This is a genomic window from Acidilobus sp. 7A (assembly GCF_003431325.1).
In the GTDB taxonomy this organism is placed as follows: Archaea; Thermoproteota; Thermoprotei_A; order Sulfolobales; family Acidilobaceae; genus Acidilobus.
This window is the reverse complement of sequence record NZ_CP010515.1, coordinates 876,828-901,320: the sequence shown is the minus strand read 5'-3', so window position 1 is coordinate 901,320 and position 24,493 is coordinate 876,828. Positions and strand designations below refer to the sequence as shown.

At 62.3% G+C, this 24,493-nt stretch carries 17 protein-coding genes, 1 tRNA gene and 1 other RNA gene; 6 read left to right on the top strand and 13 right to left on the bottom strand.

Annotated features, from left to right (window positions below; genetic code table 11):
- Nucleotides 1-44 precede the first annotated feature (44 nt).
- Nucleotides 45-2,333, bottom strand: coding sequence for a hypothetical protein (locus tag SE86_RS04485; protein ID WP_117354458.1), 2,289 nt, complete (start codon nt 2,331-2,333; stop codon nt 45-47).
- Nucleotides 2,334-2,560: 227 nt separating this feature from the next.
- Nucleotides 2,561-2,911, bottom strand: a complete 351-nt coding sequence (locus SE86_RS04480) for a hypothetical protein (RefSeq protein ID WP_117354457.1) — start codon at nt 2,909-2,911, stop codon at nt 2,561-2,563.
- A 151-nt stretch (nt 2,912-3,062) separates the two neighbouring features.
- Here SE86_RS04480 and SE86_RS04475 point away from each other — a divergent pair, with 151 nt between their 5' ends.
- Complete coding sequence (locus tag SE86_RS04475) at nt 3,063-5,969, top strand: PEGA domain-containing protein (protein WP_117354456.1); 2,907 nt, start codon at nt 3,063-3,065, stop codon at nt 5,967-5,969.
- A gap of 13 nt (nt 5,970-5,982) precedes the next feature.
- On the opposite strand, the gene SE86_RS04470 is transcribed toward SE86_RS04475, so the two are convergent.
- The 3 genes from SE86_RS04470 to SE86_RS04460 all read right to left on the bottom strand — a co-directional run bounded on the left by SE86_RS04470 (nt 5,983) and on the right by SE86_RS04460 (nt 8,971).
- A complete protein-coding gene (locus tag SE86_RS04470) occupies nt 5,983-6,300 on the bottom strand; it encodes a hypothetical protein (protein WP_117354455.1) in 318 nt (105 codons plus the stop codon).
- Between the two features lie 78 nt (nt 6,301-6,378).
- Nucleotides 6,379-7,464 (bottom strand): L-threonylcarbamoyladenylate synthase, encoded by a 1,086-nt coding sequence (locus tag SE86_RS04465; RefSeq protein WP_117354454.1) that lies wholly within the window; start codon nt 7,462-7,464, stop codon nt 6,379-6,381.
- 97 nt (nt 7,465-7,561) lie between these two features.
- Nucleotides 7,562-8,971, bottom strand: a complete 1,410-nt coding sequence (locus tag SE86_RS04460) for a YeeE/YedE thiosulfate transporter family protein (protein ID WP_117354453.1) — start codon at nt 8,969-8,971, stop codon at nt 7,562-7,564.
- Nucleotides 8,972-9,199: 228 nt separating this feature from the next.
- On the opposite strand from SE86_RS04460, the gene SE86_RS04455 reads away from it, so the two are divergent.
- A tRNA-Ala gene (locus SE86_RS04455) sits at nt 9,200-9,275 on the top strand.
- A gap of 93 nt (nt 9,276-9,368) precedes the next feature.
- Nucleotides 9,369-10,601 (top strand): orc1/cdc6 family replication initiation protein, encoded by a 1,233-nt coding sequence (locus SE86_RS04450; RefSeq protein ID WP_174221338.1) that lies wholly within the window; start codon nt 9,369-9,371, stop codon nt 10,599-10,601.
- A 23-nt stretch (nt 10,602-10,624) separates the two neighbouring features.
- Here the strand turns inward: SE86_RS04450 and SE86_RS04445 are convergent, their stop codons facing one another.
- The 6 genes from SE86_RS04445 to SE86_RS04420 all read right to left on the bottom strand — a co-directional run bounded on the left by SE86_RS04445 (nt 10,625) and on the right by SE86_RS04420 (nt 15,652).
- Nucleotides 10,625-11,290 (bottom strand): ankyrin repeat domain-containing protein, encoded by a 666-nt coding sequence (locus SE86_RS04445; protein WP_117354451.1) that lies wholly within the window; start codon nt 11,288-11,290, stop codon nt 10,625-10,627.
- A gap of 17 nt (nt 11,291-11,307) precedes the next feature.
- The gene (locus tag SE86_RS04440; RefSeq protein ID WP_117354450.1) at nt 11,308-11,616 is read right to left on the bottom strand and encodes an ankyrin repeat domain-containing protein; all 309 of its coding nucleotides are present in this window, start codon (nt 11,614-11,616) and stop codon (nt 11,308-11,310) included.
- Nucleotides 11,617-11,797: 181 nt separating this feature from the next.
- The gene (locus SE86_RS04435) at nt 11,798-12,187 is read right to left on the bottom strand and encodes a Trm112 family protein (protein WP_117354449.1); all 390 of its coding nucleotides are present in this window, start codon (nt 12,185-12,187) and stop codon (nt 11,798-11,800) included.
- Nucleotides 12,184-13,578, bottom strand: coding sequence for a phosphoglucosamine mutase (gene glmM / locus SE86_RS04430; RefSeq protein WP_117354448.1), 1,395 nt, complete (start codon nt 13,576-13,578; stop codon nt 12,184-12,186). The genes SE86_RS04435 and glmM overlap by 4 nt, the downstream gene beginning before the upstream one ends.
- Nucleotides 13,579-13,802: 224 nt before the next feature.
- Nucleotides 13,803-14,112: signal recognition particle sRNA (gene ffs, locus SE86_RS04425), an RNA gene on the bottom strand.
- A gap of 40 nt (nt 14,113-14,152) precedes the next feature.
- Entirely contained in the window at nt 14,153-15,652 is a 1,500-nt protein-coding gene (locus tag SE86_RS04420) for a carboxypeptidase M32 (protein ID WP_211096479.1), read from the bottom strand.
- Between the two features lie 122 nt (nt 15,653-15,774).
- Here SE86_RS04420 and SE86_RS04415 point away from each other — a divergent pair, with 122 nt between their 5' ends.
- Complete coding sequence (locus tag SE86_RS04415) at nt 15,775-16,050, top strand: MoaD family protein (protein ID WP_117354446.1); 276 nt, start codon at nt 15,775-15,777, stop codon at nt 16,048-16,050.
- 52 nt (nt 16,051-16,102) lie between these two features.
- Nucleotides 16,103-19,024 (top strand): pyruvate, phosphate dikinase, encoded by a 2,922-nt coding sequence (ppdK, locus tag SE86_RS04410; RefSeq protein WP_117354445.1) that lies wholly within the window; start codon nt 16,103-16,105, stop codon nt 19,022-19,024.
- An 865-nt stretch (nt 19,025-19,889) separates the two neighbouring features.
- Here ppdK and SE86_RS04405 read toward each other — a convergent pair.
- Complete coding sequence (locus SE86_RS04405) at nt 19,890-23,384, bottom strand: protease pro-enzyme activation domain-containing protein (RefSeq protein WP_211096478.1); 3,495 nt, start codon at nt 23,382-23,384, stop codon at nt 19,890-19,892.
- 292 nt (nt 23,385-23,676) lie between these two features.
- Nucleotides 23,677-23,904, bottom strand: a complete 228-nt coding sequence (locus SE86_RS04400) for a hypothetical protein (protein ID WP_117354443.1) — start codon at nt 23,902-23,904, stop codon at nt 23,677-23,679.
- 79 nt (nt 23,905-23,983) lie between these two features.
- Here SE86_RS04400 and SE86_RS04395 point away from each other — a divergent pair, with 79 nt between their 5' ends.
- Complete coding sequence (locus SE86_RS04395; RefSeq protein WP_117354442.1) at nt 23,984-24,466, top strand: hypothetical protein; 483 nt, start codon at nt 23,984-23,986, stop codon at nt 24,464-24,466.
- Nucleotides 24,467-24,493 lie beyond the last annotated feature (27 nt).

Here is a 24,493-nt window from a genome sequence, read left to right as displayed (position 1 = left end):
AGCTGCAGCCAAGGGCCCACTGCCTGGGGCTTTGGCCTATTAGATTACACGACCCCCGTCCACCTGTAGAGGAACACAACGACACTGTAGAAGTAGGTGACGCCTGAGCCCGCGGGGCTCCAGGCGTAGTAGACAGAGGCGAACACCTTCACAGGCTGGTAGTAGGGCAGGGGGCTGGGCGGGGTTATGGGCTGGGGCACTATGGCGCCAGTGGTGGGGTCAATGTACTGCACCGCCGCTGGGGTGAAGGAGGTTGCGTTGGCCAGGAACGGGGCCCCAGTTATGTTGCCGCACTGCTTTAGCGCGCTCACCCCGTACATCATTAGGTCGTAGATGGTGGTGTCAAGGGTCTCAGACACGTTTGCCTGCGGCCCGCCCGCGAGGGCGGGGAACTGGTAGAACTCGTAGTTGCCGTAGGTGGTCACAGACGTGTAGTTTGAGAAGAACGGGCTGCCAGCGTACGGGTTGACCCTAAGCGCTATCCTCAGCATCTGGTATGACTTAGCCATGTCGCCGAGGCCGTAGGTTATGGCGTAGACCCCGGCCTGCGGGTTGACTGGGTAGAAGCTGGGGTAGGGGAACATTATGACGGAGCCCGTCCTGTTGCTGTAGATTCCGATGAAGACATCATAGACCAATATGTAGGTGCTGTTGGGCCTCAGCCTCATCATCTCAAGGTAGGCGGGGCTCTGGTTCACGGGGGCCGTGAAGGCGTTGGCCACGAGGCCTATCTGGGTGCCGTTTATGGTTGATCCGTCGACGACCGTGGTCCTGTTCGCTAGGACCCCTATCCAGTAGCCGTAGTCCCACCACGACACTACAGCTGAGCCAGGGCTCGTGTTCTCCTTAATGTAGCTAAGGGCGTCGGTCCAGGCGCTGTTTATTGGCACCACGGTCCTTGAGCCGCTGCCGCTGGGCACTGTCATGGCAGGCGTCCAGCCGGTCTCAAGGGCCGGCGCCTGGAGCCTGAGGGCCTCGGCGTCCTGCACCGCGTAGAGGCCTGAGAAGGCCACCACCGCTACAACTAGCGTCGCTGCAACGCCAACAGCGAGCCAGTTGGGGCTCTCAACAGTCCTCCTCTCCTTCTTCACGTAGGTCCTGGACCTCTGCGAGGCCAGGAAGGCCACTGCCATGCCGGCTGAGATTGCCGTGAAGATAGCGGCCGACGGTATGTAGTAGGCCTGGTTGGCCCCACCGTAGGTGAAGATTACTGAGAGGACGAACGCTGTCAGGAAGACCACCTCTGGCCCCGAGGGCCTCCACGACCTTGAGGCAGCTGCGGCCACCAGGGCCACTAGGCCTATGACCGTCGTTATGAAGAAGGGCCCCAGGTCTGCCAGCACCTGAGAGGCCGGGACGCCCATGTACTCTTGGACCGTTAAGGGCACTACTGATGTGGGCGGCGGGGAGAGGCCGAGGCCCATGAGCATCCTTGAGCTGGCGCTTATGAGGCCGCTCAGGAGCACGTCAATGGCCAGCGGCGCGAGCAGCAACAGCATAAAGACGTGGACCCTGACGCTGTAGGAGCTGCTCAGCCTGAGCCTTGCAAGGCCGAGCCTGTCGTACCAGGCCTCCAGGGCGTACACTATGAGCGTTGCCTCAGGGGCAAGTCCAACGCCCCTGTAGAAGAGGCTCAGAGGCGTGGCAGGTGATGTAAGTGAGACGGCGGCAAAGGAGGCCCACGCGGTTAGGTAGATGAGGAGCCTCGACGGCGTTGGCCTTATTATGAAGGGCTCCAGGAGGGCCGCCAGGGAGATGATTAGGGCGTAGTACTGGTAGCCTCCCCAGAACCACGCTATGAGGCCCCCGGAGGCGCCTGAGGCGACGGCCAGCGCTAGGGCCCTCGCCCTTTCCTTGGCCCTAGTGGAGAGGGCAAGGAAGTAGAGCGGGTAAGGCATTATCATGAGGCCCATGTAGACCTTGGCCGGGTCGCTGGCGAAGCCGTGGTCTAGGGCCAGGGTCGGCATAAACGCGACGCCGAGGGCCGCCACAAGGCCGCCGGCCCTCGAGTCCGTGGCCGCCTTAACGGCCAGGTAAGCCCCGACCACGCCCAGCGCCGTGAAGGCAACTGGCGACATAGAGAGCGCCAGCTCTGTTGAGACCCTGCCCCCGGTGAGCTTCGCTATGGCAGCGGCGAGCCACGGGAGGCCGAGGTACTCACTCCTAAGGAAGTCCCTGCCCCAGGGGTACCACCAGAAGGCGACCCTGGAGAGGCCGCTGAGGCCGCCGAGGTCGTGGCTGTAGAAGTAGTTGGCGAGCCAGAGGTACTCGTAGGGGTCCACCTCGTTAAGGGTCGGGCCGTACCTGAAGTAAGGTATGAGCCTGAGGTACACCGTGACGGCTAGCAGGGCCAGGAGGGCGGCTATTGAGAGGTAAGGCCAAGCCGCAGCCAGGGCCCTGAAGACCCCCTTGACCGAGTAGCCTTCCTGCTCGCGCCCCGAGCGGCGCGCCCCTTGCCTGAAGCCATTGACCCTCAGGGATGACCCCGCGCCGTCAAAAGGCGAGGAGCGTTAAATAGTTTATATCATAATTAAATTACTTTATTCCAGGCAGCCGTCGCTTACCTGAAGAAGGCTATGGCGGCCCCCACTATGAAGCCCAGCACTATGACGATGCTCGTGAATATGGGCTCTATTACAGCAAGGAACGGGTAGAGTGCCCTGAAGCCCTGCTCAATGGCCGTCACGTTTCCTGAGCTTACGCTACTTGCCAGCGAGCTGACGTTAAGGCCCCTCAGGCTCCACACGTTGAGAAGGTCGCCCACTATGAGCAGCAGGAAGAACGCGAGGACGTACTTGAGGCCCTTGGCCAGCACGTAGCCCACGCCAAGGCCCAGCAGGAACTCTATCACTGTTACTGCTATAGAGGCAGGCGAGGAGAGGTTTATGCCCAGGGCGCTGAGCAGTGACACAGTTTTTTCACCTGCCTCTCTGTTAGGCCCCAAGGCTTTAAGGCTGAGGGCCCGGTGCTACCACCAGCCAAGGCTTCACGTGGGACGACCAGCCTGGAAGAGGTTAACGCTGATTAGCTCCAGAGTTTATGTGTACACCTAAGGTGTTACGTTGGCCAGGCGCCTGGCCCTGACGCTGCTCCTAGCGCTCCTGCTAGTAGCCCTGATGCCCGCGGGCGGCCACGGGGCGAGGGCCGCAGGCGGCGCGTCGCTGCCCCTGCTGTCAAACTCTACGCCCGTGGCCCTCTGTTACCCCTACCTCATAACTGCGAGCGGCGTTATCAACCTGGCGAGCGGCCAGTCCTACAGCCCCTGGCCCGGCGACGTGGCTGTCAATGCATCATGTGGGGAAGGCTACATGGCCGTAGTAGGGGAGGACGGCGCGTACTTCCTCTACATGAGCAACGCCAGCGTCTCCAGCGTGGTCGCCCTGCCGGCCAGCGACGTGGTGGGCATCTATAGTGATCTCATAGCCTACAACGTGAGCGGCTCCGTTTACGTGGAGGGCCCGAGGGGGCTCGAGGCGACCCTTGAGCTCCCAGCTAACTTCAGCGTTGTGTCCTTCAGCTACGTCGACTCCCCCGTCCTCCTCGAGAGGGCCCCGGGCGGGGCCTTCTACATTCAGTCGCCCCAGGGCCTACTGGGCCTCAACGTCACCTCGCCCGCGCCCTCGGGCTACCTTAACGGCTCCACCGCATACGTCTTCGGCTACATGGGCGGGGCCGGGCCCTACCTGTTAATATATAGGGTGAGCGGCAGTCCCCTCTCGGCCCAGCTGCTGTCAGCTGTCCCAGTGAGCCTCGTGCCCCTCAGGGTCTACTGGGCCTCTGGCAGCTACGTCATGGCGCTGAGCGGGGCCGGCCTGGTGCTCATAAAGGCCTCGCTGACGGGCGCCAGCTACCAGCCCATAGGCTCTGCCGTGCCTGTGCCAGGGGGCTACTACATGCCCCTCACGGGCTACAGCTACATCCTCTACAGGGGCTCCTGGGAGCCCGTTCCAGGCGAGGTCGTTGGCTCCCTTGGCAACATAGCCTTCGTGGTGAACTACGCGGGGGCGTCAGCCCTGGCGCCCGCCCTGCCGACAGCCCTCGACCTCAGCGCCAGGGCCCAGGTCCTTGTCAACGTCAGCGGCCTCCTGGTCTCGCTCAGGCTACCGCCGGGCTCCTACGAGGTACCAACGCCCTCGACGCTTTACGTCAACGGCACTCAGCTTGAGGCGCTCGGCGGCGCCGTGGAGTACCCGCCCAGGTACGGCGCTCCAAGGCTCACGGCCTACTTCGTAAGGCCCAGGGCACTGGTGCCAATTGAGACCTTCTACCCGGTCACCTACGCCTCCTCCGGCGCCGGGGCAGCGCTCCTGGTCGTGCCAGCTGAGGCGATAGTGCTCACCCAGGCCGGCGGCCAGGGCCTGCCGCCGAGGCCAGTTGAGATACCAGGCGAGTGGCTCTTCGGCGGCGTCGGCCCGGGGGGCGTTGCCCTCTACTCAACTAACAACACCATTATAGTCTTCAACTACGCCGGTAGGCCCGTGGCCTACTACAGGGCTAACATATCATATGTGCCAACATACATGGGGGTCTACGTGGCCTACGGCGGCTACTACGTCATGGTTGAGGAGGAGACTCTAAGCGGCTGCAAGCTCACAATCTACGGCCCGGGCGGCGCCTCCAGCCTCAGCCTCCCGTGGCCCGTGGCCCTGGACCCCATGACGGGCCTTGAGGTGACCCCCTCCGGCCTGGAGGGCCCAGGGGTCAACCTGACGATCCCAGTCGACGTCCAGACGGCCTCCGTCAACGGCCTCTCCGCCGCCTTCGCAGGGGCCAACGGCGACCTTTACATAGTCAACCTCAGCTCCTCGGAGGAGTACATCATGATAACGGCGCCCCAGGGGAGCCTCAAGTTCCTGCCCCTCTGGGGCGGCGAGCTGTTAATCTATAATGAGACCAGCTTCACGGCCGAGGTCGTGAGCTACAGCGACATGGTGGGCGGCGAGTGGAGGGTCAACGTGAGCGCGAGCCCCAGCGACGCCACAATATACCTGAACGGCACCCCAATAGGGGTTGGCTCCGCCTACTTCTACGACAGCGCTATGCCCGTTAACGTTACAGCCGAGGCGCCTGGCTACGCGCCCCTCTCATATGTGGTGGTGCCCCTGGCGGACACCAGCGTGAGGCTTTCCCTAAGCCCCGCCTTCGTCTACGCCAGGCTCTCGGTCAGCTCCCCCGTGCCAGTCAACTACGTCGAGGCCTACGTCAACGGCACCCCCTTGACATGGGCTGTCAACGGCAGCGTTAGGCTCCTCTCCAGGGTGCCCTACAGAGTTGACGTTGTCGGCTTCTACCCCTACAACGTCTGCGCCCCCGTCTCCGAGACCATAGCCCTGAGCTCCAACGCGACAATCGACTTGAGCTGCTCCCTTACAATGCCCGTGCTCAGGCTCTTCAGCGCCGTCGAGGCCAGCCTCTCTCTGACCAAGTACGGGGTAACTGTCTTCAGCGGCGTCATAGGGGCCGGCCAGGAGGTCTACATGCCCGTGGCCCCAGGGAGCTATAACATAACGGCGTCAGCTAACGGCATGACGTTCTCGGCCCTGGTCAACGCCACGAGGCCAGCCCTCTACAGCTACAACGTCACGCCCACCGCGCCTCCAAGGCCGACGAGGGGCACCATAGAGGTTTACACAAACGTGAGCGACGCCTCAGTAGAGGTGGCATTCCCAAACGGCACGCCCGTCGCTATAGGTGTAGGCAGGGTCGCCGTGGGGGTGGCCCCCGGCGCGTATGTGGTGAGCGCCAGGGCCGCCGGCTATAGGCAGGTCAACAGGACCGTCAGCGTGAGCGCTGGGCAGACGGTTAACGTCAGCATCGGCCTCGCCCCGGTTAAAGCCGTTAGGCGCGTCAGCGTTAACCTGAGTTACTACGTTATAGGGGCTGCCGTCGCCGCCACGGTCGTGGCGATCTACCTTGGCATGAGGTACTACAGGCCGGGGCAGGCCCCTGGCGGCGAGCAGGAGGTCTGAGCCTGGGAGGCCCTCAGCTGGCGCTCATCCTGAGGAGCCTTAGGAACTCAGAGGGCAGGCCGGCCTCAAGGGCGTCCAAGGCCCTATCAATGTCCTCGGAGGGGGCGCCAAAAGCAAGCCTCAGGGCGGCCCTCAGGGCGGCCCTTATGACGCTCCTAGGGTACCTAGAGGTGGCCAGCCTGTACGTTGCCGCAGGGTCCTCAAGGAGGCTCTGCACGAAGCCCTTGCCGGTGCTTTCCCTGAAGAAGACTTCAAGGTCAGCTATGAGGCCAGCTGCAACCTTCGTAAGGCCGCGCTCAACAGCGAGCCGCCTCCTAAGGGCCTCGCCCAAAACTCGCACCAAGTAAATCTTGCGCCCGGCTCCTTAAAAGTGAAGGCATCACTCCATCGCGGCATCCTAAGGAACTATTTACACGCGAATAATACTGAAGCCGCTGGCCTTCCTGGCCCTGTTCATTACTGCGAGGCCGAGCCCCCTCTCCTCAAAGCCCTCCATGAAGGCCGCGTCAACGTCAGGCAGCTCGTCTATCAGCCTGAACGTCTTAAACAGGTTCCTGGCTACTATGAATATGTTGCCCCTGGGGCCGAGCTCTACGTACCTTATGCCCTGGGCCTCGTAGTAGGGGGCGGTCTCCGATGAGCACAGCACAACGGGCCTAACTCCCTTGGCCGCCTCCCGCCTGACTACATCAATTACCTTTGAGGCGTACGCCCTCAGGTCACCGTAGTCGCCCTCAACTATCACAAGCCTCTTGAGGGGAGCGTAGTGCCTGTACTTCATGCCTGGGGCCAGGGCCACGTCGGCCTGCCCGAGGCCCCTGGCGAACGGGGGCACCTCAACCCTCTTGCCAAGCTCCCTCTCCACCTCCTCAACAGGCAGGCCCCCCGGCCTCAGGAGCACCGGCGGGTCCCTGGTCAAGTCAACTATCGTGGACTCAACGCCGTAGACCGTCTCGCCGGCGTCAAGTATGACGTCGACCCTCCCGAAGAGGTCCCTAACGACGTGCTCCCCCGTGGTTGGCGACGGCCTCCCGGCCAGGTTGGCGCTCGGGGCCGCTATGGGGACCCCGCTCTCCCTTATGAGGGCCAGGGCCACGGGGTGAGCCGGCATCCTGACGGCGACCGTGGGCCTCCCGGCGGTGACCTCTGGGGGGACCCTCTCGGCCTTCCACAGGAGCAGGGTCATGGGGCCCGGCCAGAACCTCCTGGCCAGCCTCTCCGCCTCCGGCGGGACCTTCACTGCAATCTCGTAGAGCTGTTCCATTGAGTGTATGTGCACTATGAGCGGGTTATCCATGGGCCTCCTCTTGGCTATGAAGACCTTCTTCACGGCTTCCGGGTTATAAGTGTCGGCGCCGAGGCCGTAGACCGTCTCCGTGGGGAAGGCCACCGTGCCCCCCCTCCTTATGGCCTCGGCAGCCTCCCTTATGATGTCTATGTCTATGTTCTGGGGGTCAACCCTCAGCACCTTAGTGTTGACGCTTATGTCCTCCATGGCTCCCCTGTCGCTGCTGGGCGAAGGGACCTATACACATTTTTATAGTAAAAGGAAGAAAAAGAAAATTAAAAGTTATAGGGAGTGATTAAGCCCCTTACTTCCTGAAGCCCCACTTGTTTATCTTGAGGCCGAGCACGCCGTAGAGGGTTATCCAGGCGCCTATCATCACGAATATCATGAAGACGAAGCTGGAGATGGCCATCTGCGTGTTGCCGCTGAGTATGTGCCCGCTGGCGCAGCCGTTGGCCATCCTGGCGCCGAAGAGCACCAGGTAGGCGCCGAAGAAGCTGCCCAGCGCCCTCTTGGCCTCGCTGTTGCCGAACCTCCTGGCCCAGAGGCTCGGCACCTGCCTCCTGTAGGTCAGGAACCTCCTGCTGACGAACAGGGAGCTTATGAGCGCCCCTAGGAAGGTGCCGAGGTCGCTGAAGGGCTCCCAGCCTATCTCACTGAAGGGCTTGTTATAGGGCACACCGTTGTGGAAGCCGAGGCCTCCGAAGAGCTGCCAGTACGGGTTGGCGGCCGCCCACCTCGGGTTTATGGCGTAAGCTATCTGGGCGCCTATCCAGGAGTAGGTAGTTGACTCGCCGAATATCTGCCTCAGGTATATCACTGCCACGGCAGTTACAGTGAAGGCTATGCCAAGCGCAATTATGGACCTTGAGTTCCTTATGCTGCTCTCGTTTGTGAGCCTGGTTATGAACTTGTTTGCCTTCGGGTACTTCCTCATCTCCTCAGCCACGACCTCTTCCCAGACCATGCTCTCCTTGCTGACGCCCGCTATGTGATAGGCGCAGGACTGCCTGACGGGCTGCCCTGGGTACCTCGGCAGGAACAGGAACATGCTGAACATTATTATGAAGAACACAACCGCGACGATGAAGTACCCTAGCCTGTCAGACAGGCTGAAGCCGGCCAGCGTGGCCCAGGTTATGGGGCCGAAGTTAAGGGTGTTCCAGAAGAAGCCCCTTGCGGCCCCGAATATGAGCGACCAGGTGAGGGCGCCCAGGAGGCCTCCTATCACTGCGTAGACGGCGTCCCTCCTGCCCTGGCCGAGGGCTATCCATATCAGCCCTGGGAAGTAGCCGCTGAGGCCAACGCCTATGCCGAATAGCAGGCCCCCAACTACGATGCCTGGCACGAAGAAGTCCTTTATGCCGAAGTGGGGCGCGGTGCCAGGTATCAGGTAGAGGCCGTAGAGCAGCAGGGCGCCGAGGCCTATGGCGAAGCCGAAGCAGACTATCAGGAACCTGTCCTGGAACGCCATGACCCTCCAAACTATGTCAGGGTCCCCCCAGTTCCAGATCTCCAGCGGGGTGGCCAATGTGAACCCCGCTAGGATGCCGAGGAGCAGGGGGGCAGGCTCATGGTCCTTGTAGAGCTGGAAGTAGAGGCCGAGGCCGAGCATTATGAAGGCCAGCACCAGCAGCAGGCCCGACATGGCCCAGTAGGCTTCCCTGTCCCTCCTCTCCTCGGCCGACTCCTGCGGGACAGTTGGGTTCGCCATTGCATACACCTCAAAGTTTTTAGGAGTTAAATATAACACTTATACGCTTATAGCTCTTAATTAAATATTTTGGAAAAACACATATGGTACTACAATATCATATTATTAAAGATAAAAAGTTAACGTCCCACGCCCTAAGGCTCACGGCATGGCTTAGCTCGCCGGACACGGGGCGCAGCTGCTAAACCTTTATATGCCCTACCCATTCACTTCAACCCTGGTCCCTGTGGGCCGGTAGCTCAGCTGGAAGAGCGCTCGGTTGGCATCCGAGAGGTCCCGGGTTCAAGTCCCGGCCGGTCCACCAGGGGCCACTTCTAGAGGTGCGCGCCCAGTGTTACCGGCCCTGAGGCCCGCTCACCCCCTTAGGCCAAGTTTTCCTCTGGAGCCGGTGTTTCACTTGGACGAGATCGACAACATATTCGAGGCCGCCTCGAGGAGCAGGCTGTTCAAGAACAGGGAGGTGCTGCTGCCTGACTACGTGCCCCTCGAGCTGCCTCACAGGGAGGCCGAGATAAAGAGGCTTGCAGAGGTCGTCGCCCCAGCGCTGAGGGGGGAGAGGCCCAGCAACGCCTTCATCTACGGCCTGACAGGCACCGGCAAGACCGCCGTCACTAAGTACGTGCTCAGGCGCCTGCAGGAGATGGCCAAGGCCAGGGGCGCCAGCGTCTCCTGGCTCTACGTCAACGTCAGGCAGAGGGAGACGCCCTACAAGGTTCTGGCAGACATGGGGGAGCAACTGGGCCTCAGGGTGCCCTTCACCGGGCTCTCCATAGGCGAGCTGTTCTCAAGGGTCGTGAGAAGGCTCTCAAGGCTAGAGGGCGTCTACATAGTTGTGCTTGACGAGATAGACTTCCTCGTCAGGAGGGGCGACGACGTCCTGTACGACCTCACCAGGGTGAACGAGTACCTGCAGAGGGCCAGGGTGTCGCTCATAGGCATAACGAACAGCGTCAAGCTCCTCGACTCCCTCGACCCGAGGGTCAAGAGCAGCCTGGGCGAGGAGCAGCTGGTGTTCTCGCCCTACAACGCCGAGCAGCTGAGGGACATACTCTCCCAGAGGGCTTCGGCCGCCTTCAACGAGGGGGCCCTTGAGGAGGGGGTCATACCGCTGGTGGCGGCGCTGGCCGCGAGGGAGCACGGGGACGCCAGGAGGGCCCTCGACGTGCTCAGGGTCGCGGGCGAGATAGCTGAGAGGGAGGGGGCGCCGAAGGTCACGGAGGACCACGTCAGGAGGGCGAGGCTCGAGATAGAGAGGGACAGGGCGACCGACGTCATAAGGACCCTGCCCCTGCACGGCAAGCTCATACTTGCTGCCATACTTAGGGCCTCGGAGTCGTCGCCGGAGGGCAGGGCCACCACAGGGGAGATATACGACGCCTACAGGCAGCTGGCCTCCTCCCTCGGCCTTGAGGAGGTGACGCTCAGGAGGGCCTCTGGTGTGCTCGGGGAGCTTGACATGCTCGGCATAATAAGCAGCAGGGTGATAAGCAGGGGCAGGTACGGCAAGACGAGGGTTGTTGAGCTCGCGGTTAGCCCTGACACCGTGATAAACGCCCTGTCCGAGGACCCGACGCTGGGCGGCGTCGTCCAGGGCCTGGGCCGCGGCGGGAGGCCGAAGGGGGCCCAGTGAAGGCGCAGTGACGGCGTGGGCCGTTAGCTGGCCTTGCGGTTAACCATCCGCTCCATCAGCTCCCTGACCTCCTCGTCCGCGACGTCCAGGGGCGTCAGGCCCTCCTCGTCGGCCAGGCCGGGGTCGGCCCCAGCGCTGAGGAGCAGCCTCACAACTTCCAAATGGCCGTGGTATGCGGCCATGTGGAGGGGCGTTACGCCGCGCTCCTTCCTTGAGTTTGGGTCGGCCCCGGCGTCGAGGAGGGCCTTTGCCACGTCCACGTTGCCGTTATATGCAGCTATGTGGAGGGGCGTCTCACCATACCTGTCCCTGGCGTTCGGGTCTGCGCCGGCGCCGAGGAGGGCCCTGGCGACCTCAGAGCTGCCCCTGTTGCTGCTGAGCGCGGCGACGTGGAGCGGGGTCTCGCCGTCCCTGCCCCTGGCGTTGAGGTCAGCGCCCTTCTCAATAAGCGCCCTGGCGACGTTCACGCTGCCCGCCGACGCGGCGATGTGAAGGGGCGTCTGACCGTGCATATTCCTTGAGTTCGGGTCAGCCCCTCTATCAAGCAGCGCCCTAGCTGCCTCCGCGTTATCTATGGACGCAGCGATGTGAAGGGGCGTATCGCCGTCCCTGCCCTTACAGTTTGGGTCTGCTCCCCTGTCTATGAGCAGCCTGACGACGTCAGCGCTGCCCTTATTATTGCCGAGCACGGCGTCGTGAAGGGGGGTTACGCCGAAGGCGTCCTTGGCTTTGGGGTCCGCCCCCTCTCAAGGAGCAGCCTCACAACTTCCACATGGCCGTGGTACGCGGCTACGTGGAGCGGGGTCACCCTGTGCCTGTCCCTGGCGTTCGGGTCTGCGCCGGAGTCGAGCAACAGCTTGACGACGTTCGCAAGGCCGTTTAGCGCCGCCTCGTGGAGCGGGGTGGTGCCATCCCTGCCCCTTGCGTTTGGGCCCAGGACCTTCAGCAGCCTCCGCACCTCCTCCACGTCGCCCCTGTCTATCGCTTCAAACAGCGCGTCGACGTCCGATCCCAAGGTTACACCACGGCGTAATTAATGGGCGCAATTAAATGCGTTCTATCATAACCTTTGTGCCATGGTCTTGCGGGGCGCCCAGCGGCGAGGCACCCCTCACCGGCTGCCTCGCGCTGAGGCCCCACCAGCGGTTGTTTGTTAAGGCGAGGATGAAGCTGGAGGGAGATGAGAGGGCTGCCCCCTAACCACCCTGGGAAAGGGGAGGCCACTTCATAAGCTTCCTCACGTCCTCGGGCACCTTGTCTATGTGGGAGGTCAGCCACGCGACGTCCTCCTTGACCTTCCTGAACTTGTCGTCCAGCATCCTAGGTATGCCGTCAATTATTGGGTACCACCTGCCGCAGTTCCTGCACACGAGGACCCCCTCAACCACGTCCTTGTTGACGCACTGGGCGCAGGTCTCCAGCGGCACCTGCGAGGCGGGCTTCCTGAGGAAGTAGCAGGTGTCCCTGCACCTGACCTTCGCTGGGTCAACGTTGGCCTTGACCTCGTCGACCCTGAACTCCACCAGCACCAGGTCAGGGCTCTTGCAGACTGGGCACGCCAACAGCTCAAAGAAGTAGTACCTCAAGGGCTCCTCCCCTCGCCCCTGCACTTAGCCATGAAGAGCTCCTTCACCTGCTCAGCTATGGCCTCAGCCCTCTCCCTCGTCCTGGCCTCCGCTGATATCCTCATTATGGGCTCCGTGCCGCTGGGCCTCACGAGCACCCAGAAGTCGTCGCCTATCACCTTGACGCCGTCTATGGTTATCTGCCTGTAGCCGGAGAAGGCCTCCTTGACCGCCTCAACGCCGCACGCGGCCTGCTCCCTCGTGGCCTCCACCTTAGTCTTCACGGCGTAGTACTGGGGCAGCGAGTCGTAGAGCTCCCCCAGGCTCCTGCCCTCGCTGGCCAGCATGTGGAGGGCCAGGGCCGTCGTCATGCCTCCGTCCCTCACGGGGTGGTGTGGCACGTGCATGTAGCCGCCGTTGTCCTCAAACCCGCTTATGGCCCCCCCGTCCCTCAGTATGCTCCTTGCTATGGTCACGCTCCCCACGGGGGTCCAGACGACGCTTATGCCAACCGGCTTAAGGTACTCCTCCACGAGCTGGCTGCTTGACACCGCTGTGTAAGTCTTGGGCGGGTAGCCCTTCCACCTGCCGCTCCCAGCTACGAACCTGGTGAGCAGCGACCCGGCCCTGTCGCCCCATATAAGCCTGCCCCTCTCGTCAATAAGTATGGCCCTGTCGGCGTCCCCGTCGTGTGCCACCCCCATGTTAACCCCGGCCTCCCTCACAAACCTGAGGGTGAGCGCCAGGTTCTCCTCGTTCGGCTCGGGGTTCCTGCCCGGGAAGCCTGGGTCGAGGTTGCAGTTCAGCGTGAGCGCCCTGGCCCCGAGCTCCCTAAGTATCAGCGGCGTCGTCACCGCCCCCACGCTGTTGGCGCAGTCAACCAGGACCCTGAACTCCTTCCTCGCTATGAGCTCGGCGTCAACCTGCGAGACCACGGCCCTCACGTAGGTGTCTATCACTGCTTGAGTCACGTCGGCCACGTCGTAGACCATTGACCTCCAGGGCAGGTTGGCCTCGTGACCCTTGAAGTAGTAGTCCTCAACTATAGCCTCCTTCTCGTGCGGTATCTCGACGCCGTCGTGCTCTATGACCTTTATCCCGTTGTACTCCCTCGGGTTGTGGCTGGCGGTTATCATAACCCCGCCGTCAAAGCCAAGCGCCTTGACGCCGTACTGCAGGGTGGGCGTTGGTACCATGCCAGCGTAGTAGACCTTGACGCCCTCTGCCATGAGGCCCGCGGCCACGGCCCTGGCAAGGGCGTCCCCGGCGGCCCTGGCGTCCCTGGCAAGGAGCACCCTTGAGCCGCTGCCGAAGTATGCCCCTATGGCGTGCCCCATCCTGAGGGCAAAGGTGGGGGTCATGAGGTCCCCAACTACTCCCCTGACGCCGTCAGTGCCGAACAGCTTGGCCAAGCGGCCTCCCAGGGCCTAGGTGCGGGCCGCGTTAAATTGTTTGATAGCGTGTAGCGCGGCCGCGCAGGCGTGTAAGATGGCAGCATCACAAACAGTGATTGTAACTTGGGGGCTGGCCTCCTCCCCGCCCTGAGGGGTGAGGTCTATCGCTCGTTATGTCACCCCATGGACCTCCTACAGCCTCCATGGCTGCCATGTTTGACGAAGACATAAGCCGGCTACGGCGCGCGGACCCCCGCCGCGTTCCTCGGGGACGGGCCGGGCTTTGACCCCGCCGCCCCTTGCGCCCAGGCACCGCGAACGACAGCGGCCGGGCTAGGTTGCTCCCTTCCGGGCCTGGCCAGGTTAGCCCGGCTGAGGCCGTCGACGCCCGTCCTCCGGCGGGCGCTCGGCCACCGCTGACCCCGCGGGCTGGGCGCTCACCGTGCCTGCGGGAGCCTCGGCCCGCCCCCTGGCCCGCGGCGAGGTTACTGGCCCCCGCCTTGCGCCCTCGGGCAGAGGGAGGGCGGCGGCCCCTCCGGCCCTACCCGCGCGCCGCAAGAGGATAGAGGGGGGAAGGTAAAAGGGCTTAGGGCTAGCGCGTCAAGTACTTGGAGCTCAGGTAGTCCAGGAGCCTGCTCGCGTTGTACTCCTCGCCCAGCTGCCTCCTGAGCAGCTCCTTGGGGGCGTAGGTGCCGCCGTACCTGTGTATCAGCTCCCTCTGGAAGGCCTTTATGGACTCAAAGTCACCCTTTGCGACGCGCTCGTAGATGTCGCCAACCCTTGACCTGAAGGCGAAGTACATCATTGCAGCCACTATGTTCCCAAGGGTGTAGGTCGGGAAGTAGCCTATCGTGCCGTGGGCCCAGTGGATGTCCTGTAGTATGCCCTCGGCGTGGTTCCTGGGCCTGACCCCTATCAGCTTCTCGCTCTCCTCGTTCCACATCTCGGGCAGGTCGTCAACCCTGACCTCGCCGTTTATCATCAGCTGCTCGAGCTCGAACCTGAGGAGTATGTGGAGGTTGTATGTCACCTCGTCAGCCTCCGTCCTTATGAGGCTGGGCCTCACTGTCGCGAAGTAGCGGTAGACGTCCTCCTCGCTCAGGTCCTTGGTCAGCCCCAGCTCCTGGTCAAGGGCGGGCTTGATCAGGGAGGCGAAGGCCCTGCTCCTGCCCACGACGTTCTCCCAGAACCTGCTCTGCCCCTCGTGGACCCCGAGGCTCACCCCTCCCCCTATGGGAGTCATTGCGAGCTCAGGGTCTACCTGGAGCTCGTAGGTCGCGTGGCCGAACTCGTGGACAACGCTGAAGAGGCTCCTCTTGAAGTCGAAGCCCTCGTACCTCGTCGTTATCCTGACGTCGTTGACCCCCATGTTTGTGGTGAACGGGTGTGGGCTGACGTCAAGCCTCGCCCTGTCCTGAGGGAAACTGAGGAGCTCAAGGACTTTAGCGTTGACCCTCCTCATGGCCTGCTCATCATACCTGGCCTCCTCCAGGGGGCTGGGCTTTGTGTAGTAGCCGTCGCTAATTACCTTGTCGAGCAGCCCCCTGAGGCCTGGGCCCAGGACGTCAAATATGGCCTTCACGTCCCTGGTCCTCAGGCCCTCCTCGTAGAGGTCAAGGAGGGCGTCGTATGGGACCTCCTCGTAGCCCAGCTTCTCGGCCATCTGCCTGTTCAGGTCTATGAGCTTCTGCAGGTACGGCCTGAACGCGCTGAAGTCGGACCTCTTCTTCGCCTCGCTCCAGGCCACGAAGGCCTCCGAGGACGTCTTGGCCATCTCATAGGTCAGGCTCGGCGGCACCCTCCTGGCTATCCTCAGCTCCCTGTCGACTACCCTCACGACGCCCCTCTCGTAGTCGTTGAGGTTCTCCTGGGCCTTGGCCTTCTCCACGAGAGAGGAGAACTGATCGCTAAGGAGCAGCTCCTGGTAGAGGGCCCTGAGCTCGGCGGTGGCCACGGCCCTCTCCTCAACGCCCCTCTGGGGCATGTAGGTCTCCTCGTCCCAGCCCATGAGGGCCATGGCGTGGTTGAGGGCCCAGAGCCTCCTGTACCTGTCAAGGAGCTCCCTTATCACGGGGTTCTCAAACTTAGGCAAGGGCACCCCCTGGCGTGGGTTGAGCGACATGTTAAAAACCTTAAGCCAAGGCCTTCAAGGTCCGCGGCCTACGTGCTGGCCCTTAAAGGCCCTAGGCGCTTCCCTCAGGCGGGCCGGGAAGCTTGAGGGTCACCGTGCTCTACGGCGGCGAGCTGGTCTCAATAGCTGGTGCATCAAAGGAGGCCGTGGAGCTGGCTGAGGGCTCAACGCTCGAGGACCTGCTATCAAGGCTTAAGGCCGCCCACGGCAGGAGGCTGTTCGAGGTCGCCGGCGAGAAGCTCCTAGTGCTTGTCAACGGCAGGTCGGTGAGCCCCTCGGCGGCCTCCCAGGTTAAGCTCTCAGACGGCGACTTCGTCTCCATCCTGCCTCCCGTTCACGGCGGAAGTTTAAGCATCTGAAAGCTGAGCTTTTAAAAAGACGCGTACACTGCCCAGTCGGAAGTGGGCTGAGTTGCCTAGAACAGGCCTTGTGCTGTGGTTTGAGGAGGCCGACTGGAAGGACAAGAAACTGCTTGGCGGCAAGGGCGCCTCGCTTGCCCAGATGACCCAGATAGGCCTCCCGGTGCCCCCAGGGTTCATAATAACCACGGAGGCGTGCAGGAGGTTCTACGCCTCGAGGAGGGCTGAGATCGATGAGCTCGAGAGGACGCTGAGGAGCAACCCGCCGCCCTCCGTGAGGGACGAGGTCGTAAAGAGGATATGGGGCCTCATAGACCAGTGCGACCTGCCGCAGGGCCTCATGGAGGACGTCAAGGAGCACGTGCGCGAGCTCGAGAGGAGGACGGGCAAGAGGTTCGGCTCCGAGGAGGGCATACCGCTCCTGGTCTCAGTCAGGTCAGGGGCGGCCCTCTCAATGCCCGGCATGATGGACACTGTGCTCAACCTCGGCCTTAACGACAGGAGCGTGGTAGCCCTCGCGAGGGCCACCAACAACGAGTGGTTCGCCTATGATGCCTACAGGAGGTTCATACAGATGTTCGCCAGGATAGTCCTCGCCCTCGACGAGAAGCCCTTCAACGAGGCCTTCGACAGGAGGAGCGAGCAGCTGGCCAGGGAGGCGGAGACCACCTATAAGGACGAGCTTGACGCCATAAGGAGGCTCTACCCTGAGTACACCCCAAGGCTTGACGCCCAGCCTCCCAGGGATGTGGCCCCCAGGCTCTGGGCCCGCTCCCTTGAGCTCATAAAGGAGCTGGTGGGCGAGTACAAGGGGCTCGTGAGGAGGCTCTGGGGCCAGGACTTCCCGCAGGACCCCTACGTGCAGCTCGAGCTCGCCATAAGGGCAGTCTTCAGGTCATGGATGAACCCGAGGGCCATCTTCTACAGGATTGCCAACGAAATAACCCCTGAGATGGCTGACTGCACGGCAGTAAACGTGGTCACCATGGTCTTCGGCAACATGGGCTGGGACTCGGGCACGGGCGTCTACTTCACCAGGGACCAGGCCACCGGCGAGGACAGGCCCTACGGCGAGTTCCTGCCAAACGCCCAGGGTGAGGACGTCGTTGCAGGCATAAGGACCCCCCTGGGGCTTGAGGAGCTGAAGAAGAGGATGCCTGAGGTCTACAGCCAGCTCATAGAGGCCGGCAAGAAGCTCGAGCAGGTGAACAAGGACGTAATGGACATAGAGTTCACGGTGGAGAGGGGCAAGCTGTACTTCCTTCAGAACAGGCCCGCCAAGATGACGCCACTTGCAAGGGTCAGGACCGCCGTTGAGATGGTGAAGGAGGGCCTGCTGACCAAGGAGGAGGCCCTGCTGAAGGTCGACCCCGAGCAGGTCAGGAGGCTCCTCTACCCGACGATAGACCCCAAGGTCAAGGCGAACCCCATAACCAAGGGCCTGGCGGCCTCGCCCGGTGCAGCCAGCGGCCAGGTGGTCTTCGACCCTGACACGGCGGTTGAGTGGGCGAGGCAGGGCAAGAAGGTAATACTTGTTAGGGTTGAGACGAAGCCGGACGACGTCCACGGCTTCTACGCTGCCCAGGGCGTGCTGACCTCGAGGGGAGGGTTCACATCACACGCGGCCATAGTTGCGAGGGCCATAGGTAAGCCCGCAGTCGTGGGCGCTGAGGCCATAAAGATAGACTACGAGACGAAGGCTTTCACGGTCAACGGGACCACCGTTAGGGAGGGCGACTGGGTGACAATTGACGGCAACAGCGGCAACGTCTACCTGGGCCAGCTGCCCACAGTGACCCCTGAGATAGGCGGCTGGCTCGACGAGCTGCTGAGGTGGGCTGACGAGGAGAGGAGGCTTGGCGTCAGGGCCAACGCCGACGTCCCTGAGGACGCCATGATGGCCAGGAAGTTCGGGGCTGAGGGCATAGGGCTGCTGAGGATAGAGAGGATGTTCAGGAAGCCGGAGAGGCTCGAGGCCCTCAGGAAGGTGATCCTGGCCGTCGACGACAAGGAGAGGGAGGCCCACATGAAGGAGCTCGCTGACATGATAAAGCCTGACTTCAAGGAGATGCTCGATATAATGGACGGCAAGCCAGTGGTGATAAGGCTCATAGACCCGCCGCTCCACGAGTTCCTGCCCTCAGGCGAGGAGCTGCTGACCCAGATCTACGAGCTGAGGGAGCAGAAGGGGAAGGCGGAGGCCTCCGGCAACTCCGCTGAGGCAAAGCAGCTGGACCAGAAGATAGCTGAGCTCCAGGATCTCTACAACAGGGTTAAGGCGCTGCAGGAGGCCAACCCAATGATGGGACACAGGGGCGTGAGGGTTGGAGTCACCTACCCGGTGATCTACTACTACCTGACGAGGGCCATGGCCGAGGCGGCCGCCGAGCTCTTAAGGGAGGGCAAGCACCCGGTGCTCGAGATAATGGTGCCGCAGGTCGCTGACGTCAATGAGATAAGGTTCGTTAAGAACAACGCCATAGTGCCCGCCCTGGAGGACGTGGAGAAGGAGTACGGCGTCAAGCTCAACGTAAAGATAGGCACCATGATAGAGACCGTGAGGGCCGCCCTGACGGCGAGCGAGATCGCCAAGGAGGTGGACTTCTTCAGCTTCGGCACCAACGACCTGACGCAGGCAACCTTCAGCTTCAGCAGGGATGACGTTGAGAACAAGTTCATGGCCCAGTACCTTGAGAAGGGCATACTGCCAAGCGACCCGTTCGACACCGTAGACCCCAAGGGCGTCGGGAGGCTTGTAAAGATAGCCACCGAGGAGGGCAAGGAGGCCAACCCGAGGCTTGAGGTCGGCGTCTGCGGCGAGCACGGCGGAGACCCGGCCTCAGTGATATTCTTCCACGGCGCCGGCGTCGACTACGTGAGCGCATCGCCCTTCAGGGTGCCCGTCGCAAGGCTGGCGGCGGCCCAGGCGGCCGTGAGGGAGAAGCTCGGCATAAAGGGCCCAGTAGGCGAGTGACAGCCCTTTCTTGCTTTTTTCTCAAAAACCCGTTATGGGGTTAGAGGCTTTCGCCCCTCAGGATGGGGCCAGGCCTCTGTGCTCTCGGCCCGACCGACCTGAGAGTTAGCGCGCTGGCTTAACGGGTCGCAAGCCTATGCCTCTACGAGGCTGACGTGGATAAGAATATAGGCAATATTATCTACTTGACGTCATAATGAGGCTCAGGCTAGGACTTTGCATCAGCTGAGGGTTCACGCCTAACCCTTGTCCTCTTGGGCTCTTTACTTAAAATATGACGGGAATCGCGTTATTATAGTCTAGATAACCTATATTTGCATAACTGTAAGCGCTCTTAAGAAAAGAAGCTCAGGATTTAGCACAGGGGTTCAGCTCTCATTCAGGTTCATGATGCCTTACGGTCATCGCCTCATCCCTGTTCCCCCGCACCCCGCTCGGGATTTCATCGGGCTTGGGGGCGTTCAGGGCCACCCCAGGGGCCCCACATCTTGAGTGCTCGGTTACGTACCTCCTGTTGTATATGCTGATTGCGGTGACAACTCATAAAACTATATGAAAGTTGAAACAGCTACGTACGGCGAGCTTAGCGCCCCGCAGAGGCTGATGATGGACCCAGGCACTGTCACTATGTATGCTCATGAAGCCTTGACTGTGAGGGGCTCTATAACGTGGTCTCCGTGTACTTGAGTGGGGACAGGGAGGGGGCCAGGAGGAAGCTCAGGAAGGAGTTTCAGACGCCTGGCCGCGTACCAATACTGGTCTCGAGGGGGCTCAGGGCGGGGAGGAGGTCAGCAGCTAGAGCGCCTCATCAGGAGGAGCACGGTCACCGCGAGGACGACCGCTGCAGTCGCGGCCACCGCCAGGTTCACGTAGCTCGCCGTGGCTCTCCCCCTCTGGGCTGGGAGGCCTGGACCTGCTGTATCGATATAATGTAGGGCCTTGACGATGGCAACGCCGCGGAGCGCTGCGGCACCCAGCCTGTTATCCTTGCTATCTGGTACTGGCCGCCCACGGAGCCCACCGTGGAGTAGCTCGAGGTGTAGTTGGAGCCTGGCCCAAGTATAAGCCTGCCCACGCTTGAGTACCTGAGGTAGAGCCTGCTGTCGATGAGCACAACCTCGTTAGCGCTGACGTAGCTCATAGTGACCACGCTGTCATATATTATGAGCTCCCCCTCCACGTCGTCGAATTCAAGGCCAAGGGTGCCATTGTCTATGTGGTTCACGCCCTTGAAGTAGCTCCAGGTTATGTTACCACTGTAGCCCTCTATGGTGACGTTGTTAAACATGGCGCCCGCGGCCTCGAACGGGGGGCTCAGGACCTCGTTGGCGTAGTAGACAACCCTGCCCTCCACGACGGACGCCTGCGAGTAGGCCAGCACGTCGCCGAAGGGGCTGACCCCGGTCACCACTATGTACCACTCCTCGCCCTTGCCGACCTCGAACGGGCTCGCGTTACCTATGGAGCTCGGCCCGGGGAGGTAGGCCTGGCCGACCCAGAGGCCGAGGGTTGAGTTGTAGTAGAGGGGGACCTCAACCTGTTGGCTGGCGTTCTCGTAGAGCTGCCTGAGGCTGGCCGGGAGTATAGTGGCCGAGAAGAGGCCGCACCTGACCGGGGTGCCGTTCTGGTATGTAATCCTGGCCTCCACGGTGACCCTCCCGCCCTCCTCGACTATGGGCGGGAGCGCGGCGACCTGGGCGCTCAGGGGCTGCCCCACGTAGATCATGTCAACCCCGTAGCCTTTAACCAGGCCGCCAAGCGTGGTGGAGTTGTAGGAGGCGTTGAGCAGCACCCAGTAAAGGCCTGGTCGGACCTGCCTGGGGACCTGGAGGAGCCCGTAGTAGAGGCCTGAGGCTGTCAACGGCACCTGCGATGACGCCACGCTGCCGCCGGCCGGGCTCACCAGGCTGACGGTGACGTTGGAGCCGTAAAGCATGGTATCGAAGAGGTCAAACCCCGTCTGGGAGGACACCATGGCCGTCGTCTCTATGGGCGGCACCGGGACCCCTTCAACTGCAAAGAAGCCTCCCTCGGGCACGGCGCCCGGCATTGAGAGCACCTGGGGGGCTAGGATGAAGAGCTGCATGAGGTAGCCCACGTATATGGGTGTCAGTCCGTAGGCCTGGCCGGACACCTTGATTATGTAGTAGCCCGGCGAGGCGGTGAAGTTCACGCTTGACGTCCCCAGGCCTATGGGCTGCGAGTAGACCTCCGTGTAGGTGTTGTTGAGCGGGTTATACTTGAGGACGTCCACCCTCATGCTGACGTTGCCTGGAGCCCCCGCAGGCGAGGTGGCGAAGGCCGCCAGAGGCACGCCGAGGTACGGCAGGTATGGATACATGGGGGTCGGGAGGGGCATGTTGCCGAAGTAGCCCACGAAGACCTCGACGTCATATGAGGCCCGGGAGCCATTGTAGCTGCCGCTGACCTCAATGAAGGCGGGGCCTGAGGAGTTCAGGGGCACGTGGAGGGACGCCTCCCACAACCCCCTCGTGGAGTTAAAGTACATGGGCTCCTCGGCCGCCGTGCCGTTCATAAGCTCCAGGCTGGCCGTGAAGGAGCCACTGACAACCTCGGAGTCCCTGTAAGTTATGTTAGCGCTCACGTTAACTGTGGTGCCCGACGCTATGAACTGGGACACGTTGCCCAGGAGCACCTCTATTGAGAGCCCCTGCCTGCCGCTCCTTGAGAGGTACCTGGCCAGGTTCCCAGCGTTTATAGCCCCAAGCCCTGTGACGAGGTTGTAGCCGTTGGACGCGGCCCAGGGTATGTTGTAGCCGAATGTGATCGGTATGAACGCGTTCCTGGTAGATGAGTTTGAGTATAAGCTGTAGAGTGTCGGCGCCACGAGGCCGAGCCTGTGGCCCACGTACTCCTCGACCAGGGCTAGGAGGCCCGCGGTCAGCTGCGACGCCTCGCTCGTGCCGCCGGCCAGAACAGTCTCATTGTCCTCTGTGACCATAATGGCGCCTGGGAATATGTTGGCGTTGGCTGAGACGTCAGGCACTGCCCTGCCGTAGGGGAAGCCCTGGGGAGGCGTCGGTACCACGCCCTGCTGCCACCAGGGCATGGGCTCGTAGGCGCTGTAGCCCCCCGTGCTGCCGCCGAAGTTCTGCATGTAAGGCACGAAGCCTGCTGACGACCAGGCGGTGCTGTAATATGAGCTTACGCTGCCGTTTGGGTAGAGGTTCAGGTAAGTCGTGGTCCCCCCGACCGCTAGCACCCAGGGCGAGGAGGCGGGGTAGCTGACGTCCCCCACTGGGCCCGCGCTGTACCCCATGCCCCCGCCGTCGCCGCTGGCGGCCACGAACGTTATGCCCTCGGCTGCACCCAGCGCGTAGTAGACGTCAGCCAGGTAGACGTTATAGTAGTAGAAGCTGAAGCCATAGTAGGAGAACTCGGACTCGGGTATTCCGAAGCTCTGGCTCACTATAGACACGTTGTCACGCTGGTCTATGTAGGCTATTACAGCGGAGAGGGGGAGGACGCCGCCCGCCACATAGAGGTATATGTGCGCCATGGGCGCCATGGAGTGCACAGCCTCGACGTCCAGGTCAACCTCAACGTTCCAGCCAGTGAGCACGCCCAGGTTGGGGTCGTAGGGCCCTATGGGGACTACCGTGATGTTGGCCCGTGGGAGGCCGACAAGGGAGTCATAGTAAGCTATGTCCTGGGACAGCGTTGGGTCGCCGTAGAAGTCGACAATTCCCACGTTGACCCGCTGGCCCTCGTCGCCAAGCGAGTACAGGCACGTGGCGTTGTAGGCCCCTGCAAGTGATGTCATGGGGTACACCTCCTCGGGGTAAGAGATGTTAACGCCGTAGAGGGACCTGAGCCTGACAAGGTCCTGCGACGTGAGCAGGAACTTAGGGGTGCGCAGCACTACTCCTGTAATATTGGATATGTATGGCACGGGCCACGGGAACTGGCCCCCATACTCGGTGACGGCGTAGTAGCTCTCGGTTCCGTTACTGAATACCCCTATGGAGACCCCCAGGGCCTTCTCCACCCTGGAGGCAGGCCCGCTGAACACTATCATTGAGCCGGCGACCAGGAGGACGCTGATGCCGTGGGAGCTGAGGTACTCCTCGGCCTCCCTGAGCTCTTTGCTGGGTATGAAGAGCCTGGAGGCCTGGGAAGGGCTGAGGAACATGCCATAGAGCGGGGAGCCCGGGACGCTGACTGCCTGGGCGTAGTAGAATATCAGGGGCACGTCCCTTAGGGGCACGTAGAGGACGCCAGTTACATTGATGTTACCCGGTAGGGGACCCACGTACCTGAAGCCCCTCAGGTCCCCAACGTAGCTTGATAGTATATCATTAGGGCTGGCGGGCCCGGCCACTGCCTTAACGTGGCTCACGGGCAGGGCAGCAGACGCGATGATGAGCGCCAGGAGAACTAATGATATGGTCTTAGCGTTCAGAGCCTGTCGCCAAGCAGTATCTCTGCGGCCGGTGGGCTTAAGCTTAAATCAGGGAGGGCCAGCCCTTGAGCTCCTGGGGCAGCTTATGGCCTGCCGTGATCAGTAATGTGCCACCTGCGTAGGCAGGACTGCAGGGCGCTGCCGAAGAGCTGCACGCCAGGCTCGAGGCGCGGGGCGAAGTCTAGGGCAGTCTCATAGGGGCTGAGGCCCCTGCCTGGGATGTCTACAACTAGCTGGGTGTCGTAGCCGCCGAAGGCCACGGTCTCGGAGGGCTGCCGCCCGTGGAGGCCATGAGCTCCTGAATGAGCCTAGGGGAGCCAGCGCAGAGGTACTTGCCGCTGGGGTAGCGAAGGCAGGGGAAGGTGGACTTGGCGCCGCCTCCGACGCCCATGGGGACAAAGTAGACGGAGCCGCCGCCTAGCACTATGACGGGCAGGAGGTGGGGGCCCACGAGCACCAGGGCAAGCCTCAGGCGGCGGGCTGGGGTAACACAGGGTCGTGAACGGCCGCGCCTACATCTACGCCGCCCACGTGAGGTGGAGGACGGCAGGAGGAAGATAACCAAGTGCTACCTTGGCCCTGATAAGTACACGTACGCCACCAAGACCCACAGCGACATGGGCATAGAGCTGAAGGGCATGGCCTATGAGGCTGGGAGCCCAGGCTCGAGGCTCATAGACTACATCAACGGCCTCGCCAGCAAGCTAGGCGCTGAGGTTGAGAGCGGCTCCCTAGACCTTGAGCGGGCCAGGGGCTGGCTGAGGGCCGTGAGGGAGGCTGCGGCGAGGCTTCAGTCCCTGGCCGACAGGCTAGAGGGCTACGTGAGGCAGCTCGAGGCCCAGGAGGCGGGGGCTGCCGCCCTGGCTGCCCCTAACGAGACTGTCGCCAAGGCCCAGCCCCTCGAGGCGCCCCAAGTAACCACGCAGGCCCAGCTGACGCCTGAGGACATAGACAGAGAGGTCAAGAGGACCCAGGAGACGGTGAAGGGGGAGTTCAGGAGGGCCCAGGGCGCTCGCTAGGCGCCTCGAGCCCTACGCCGTACGCAC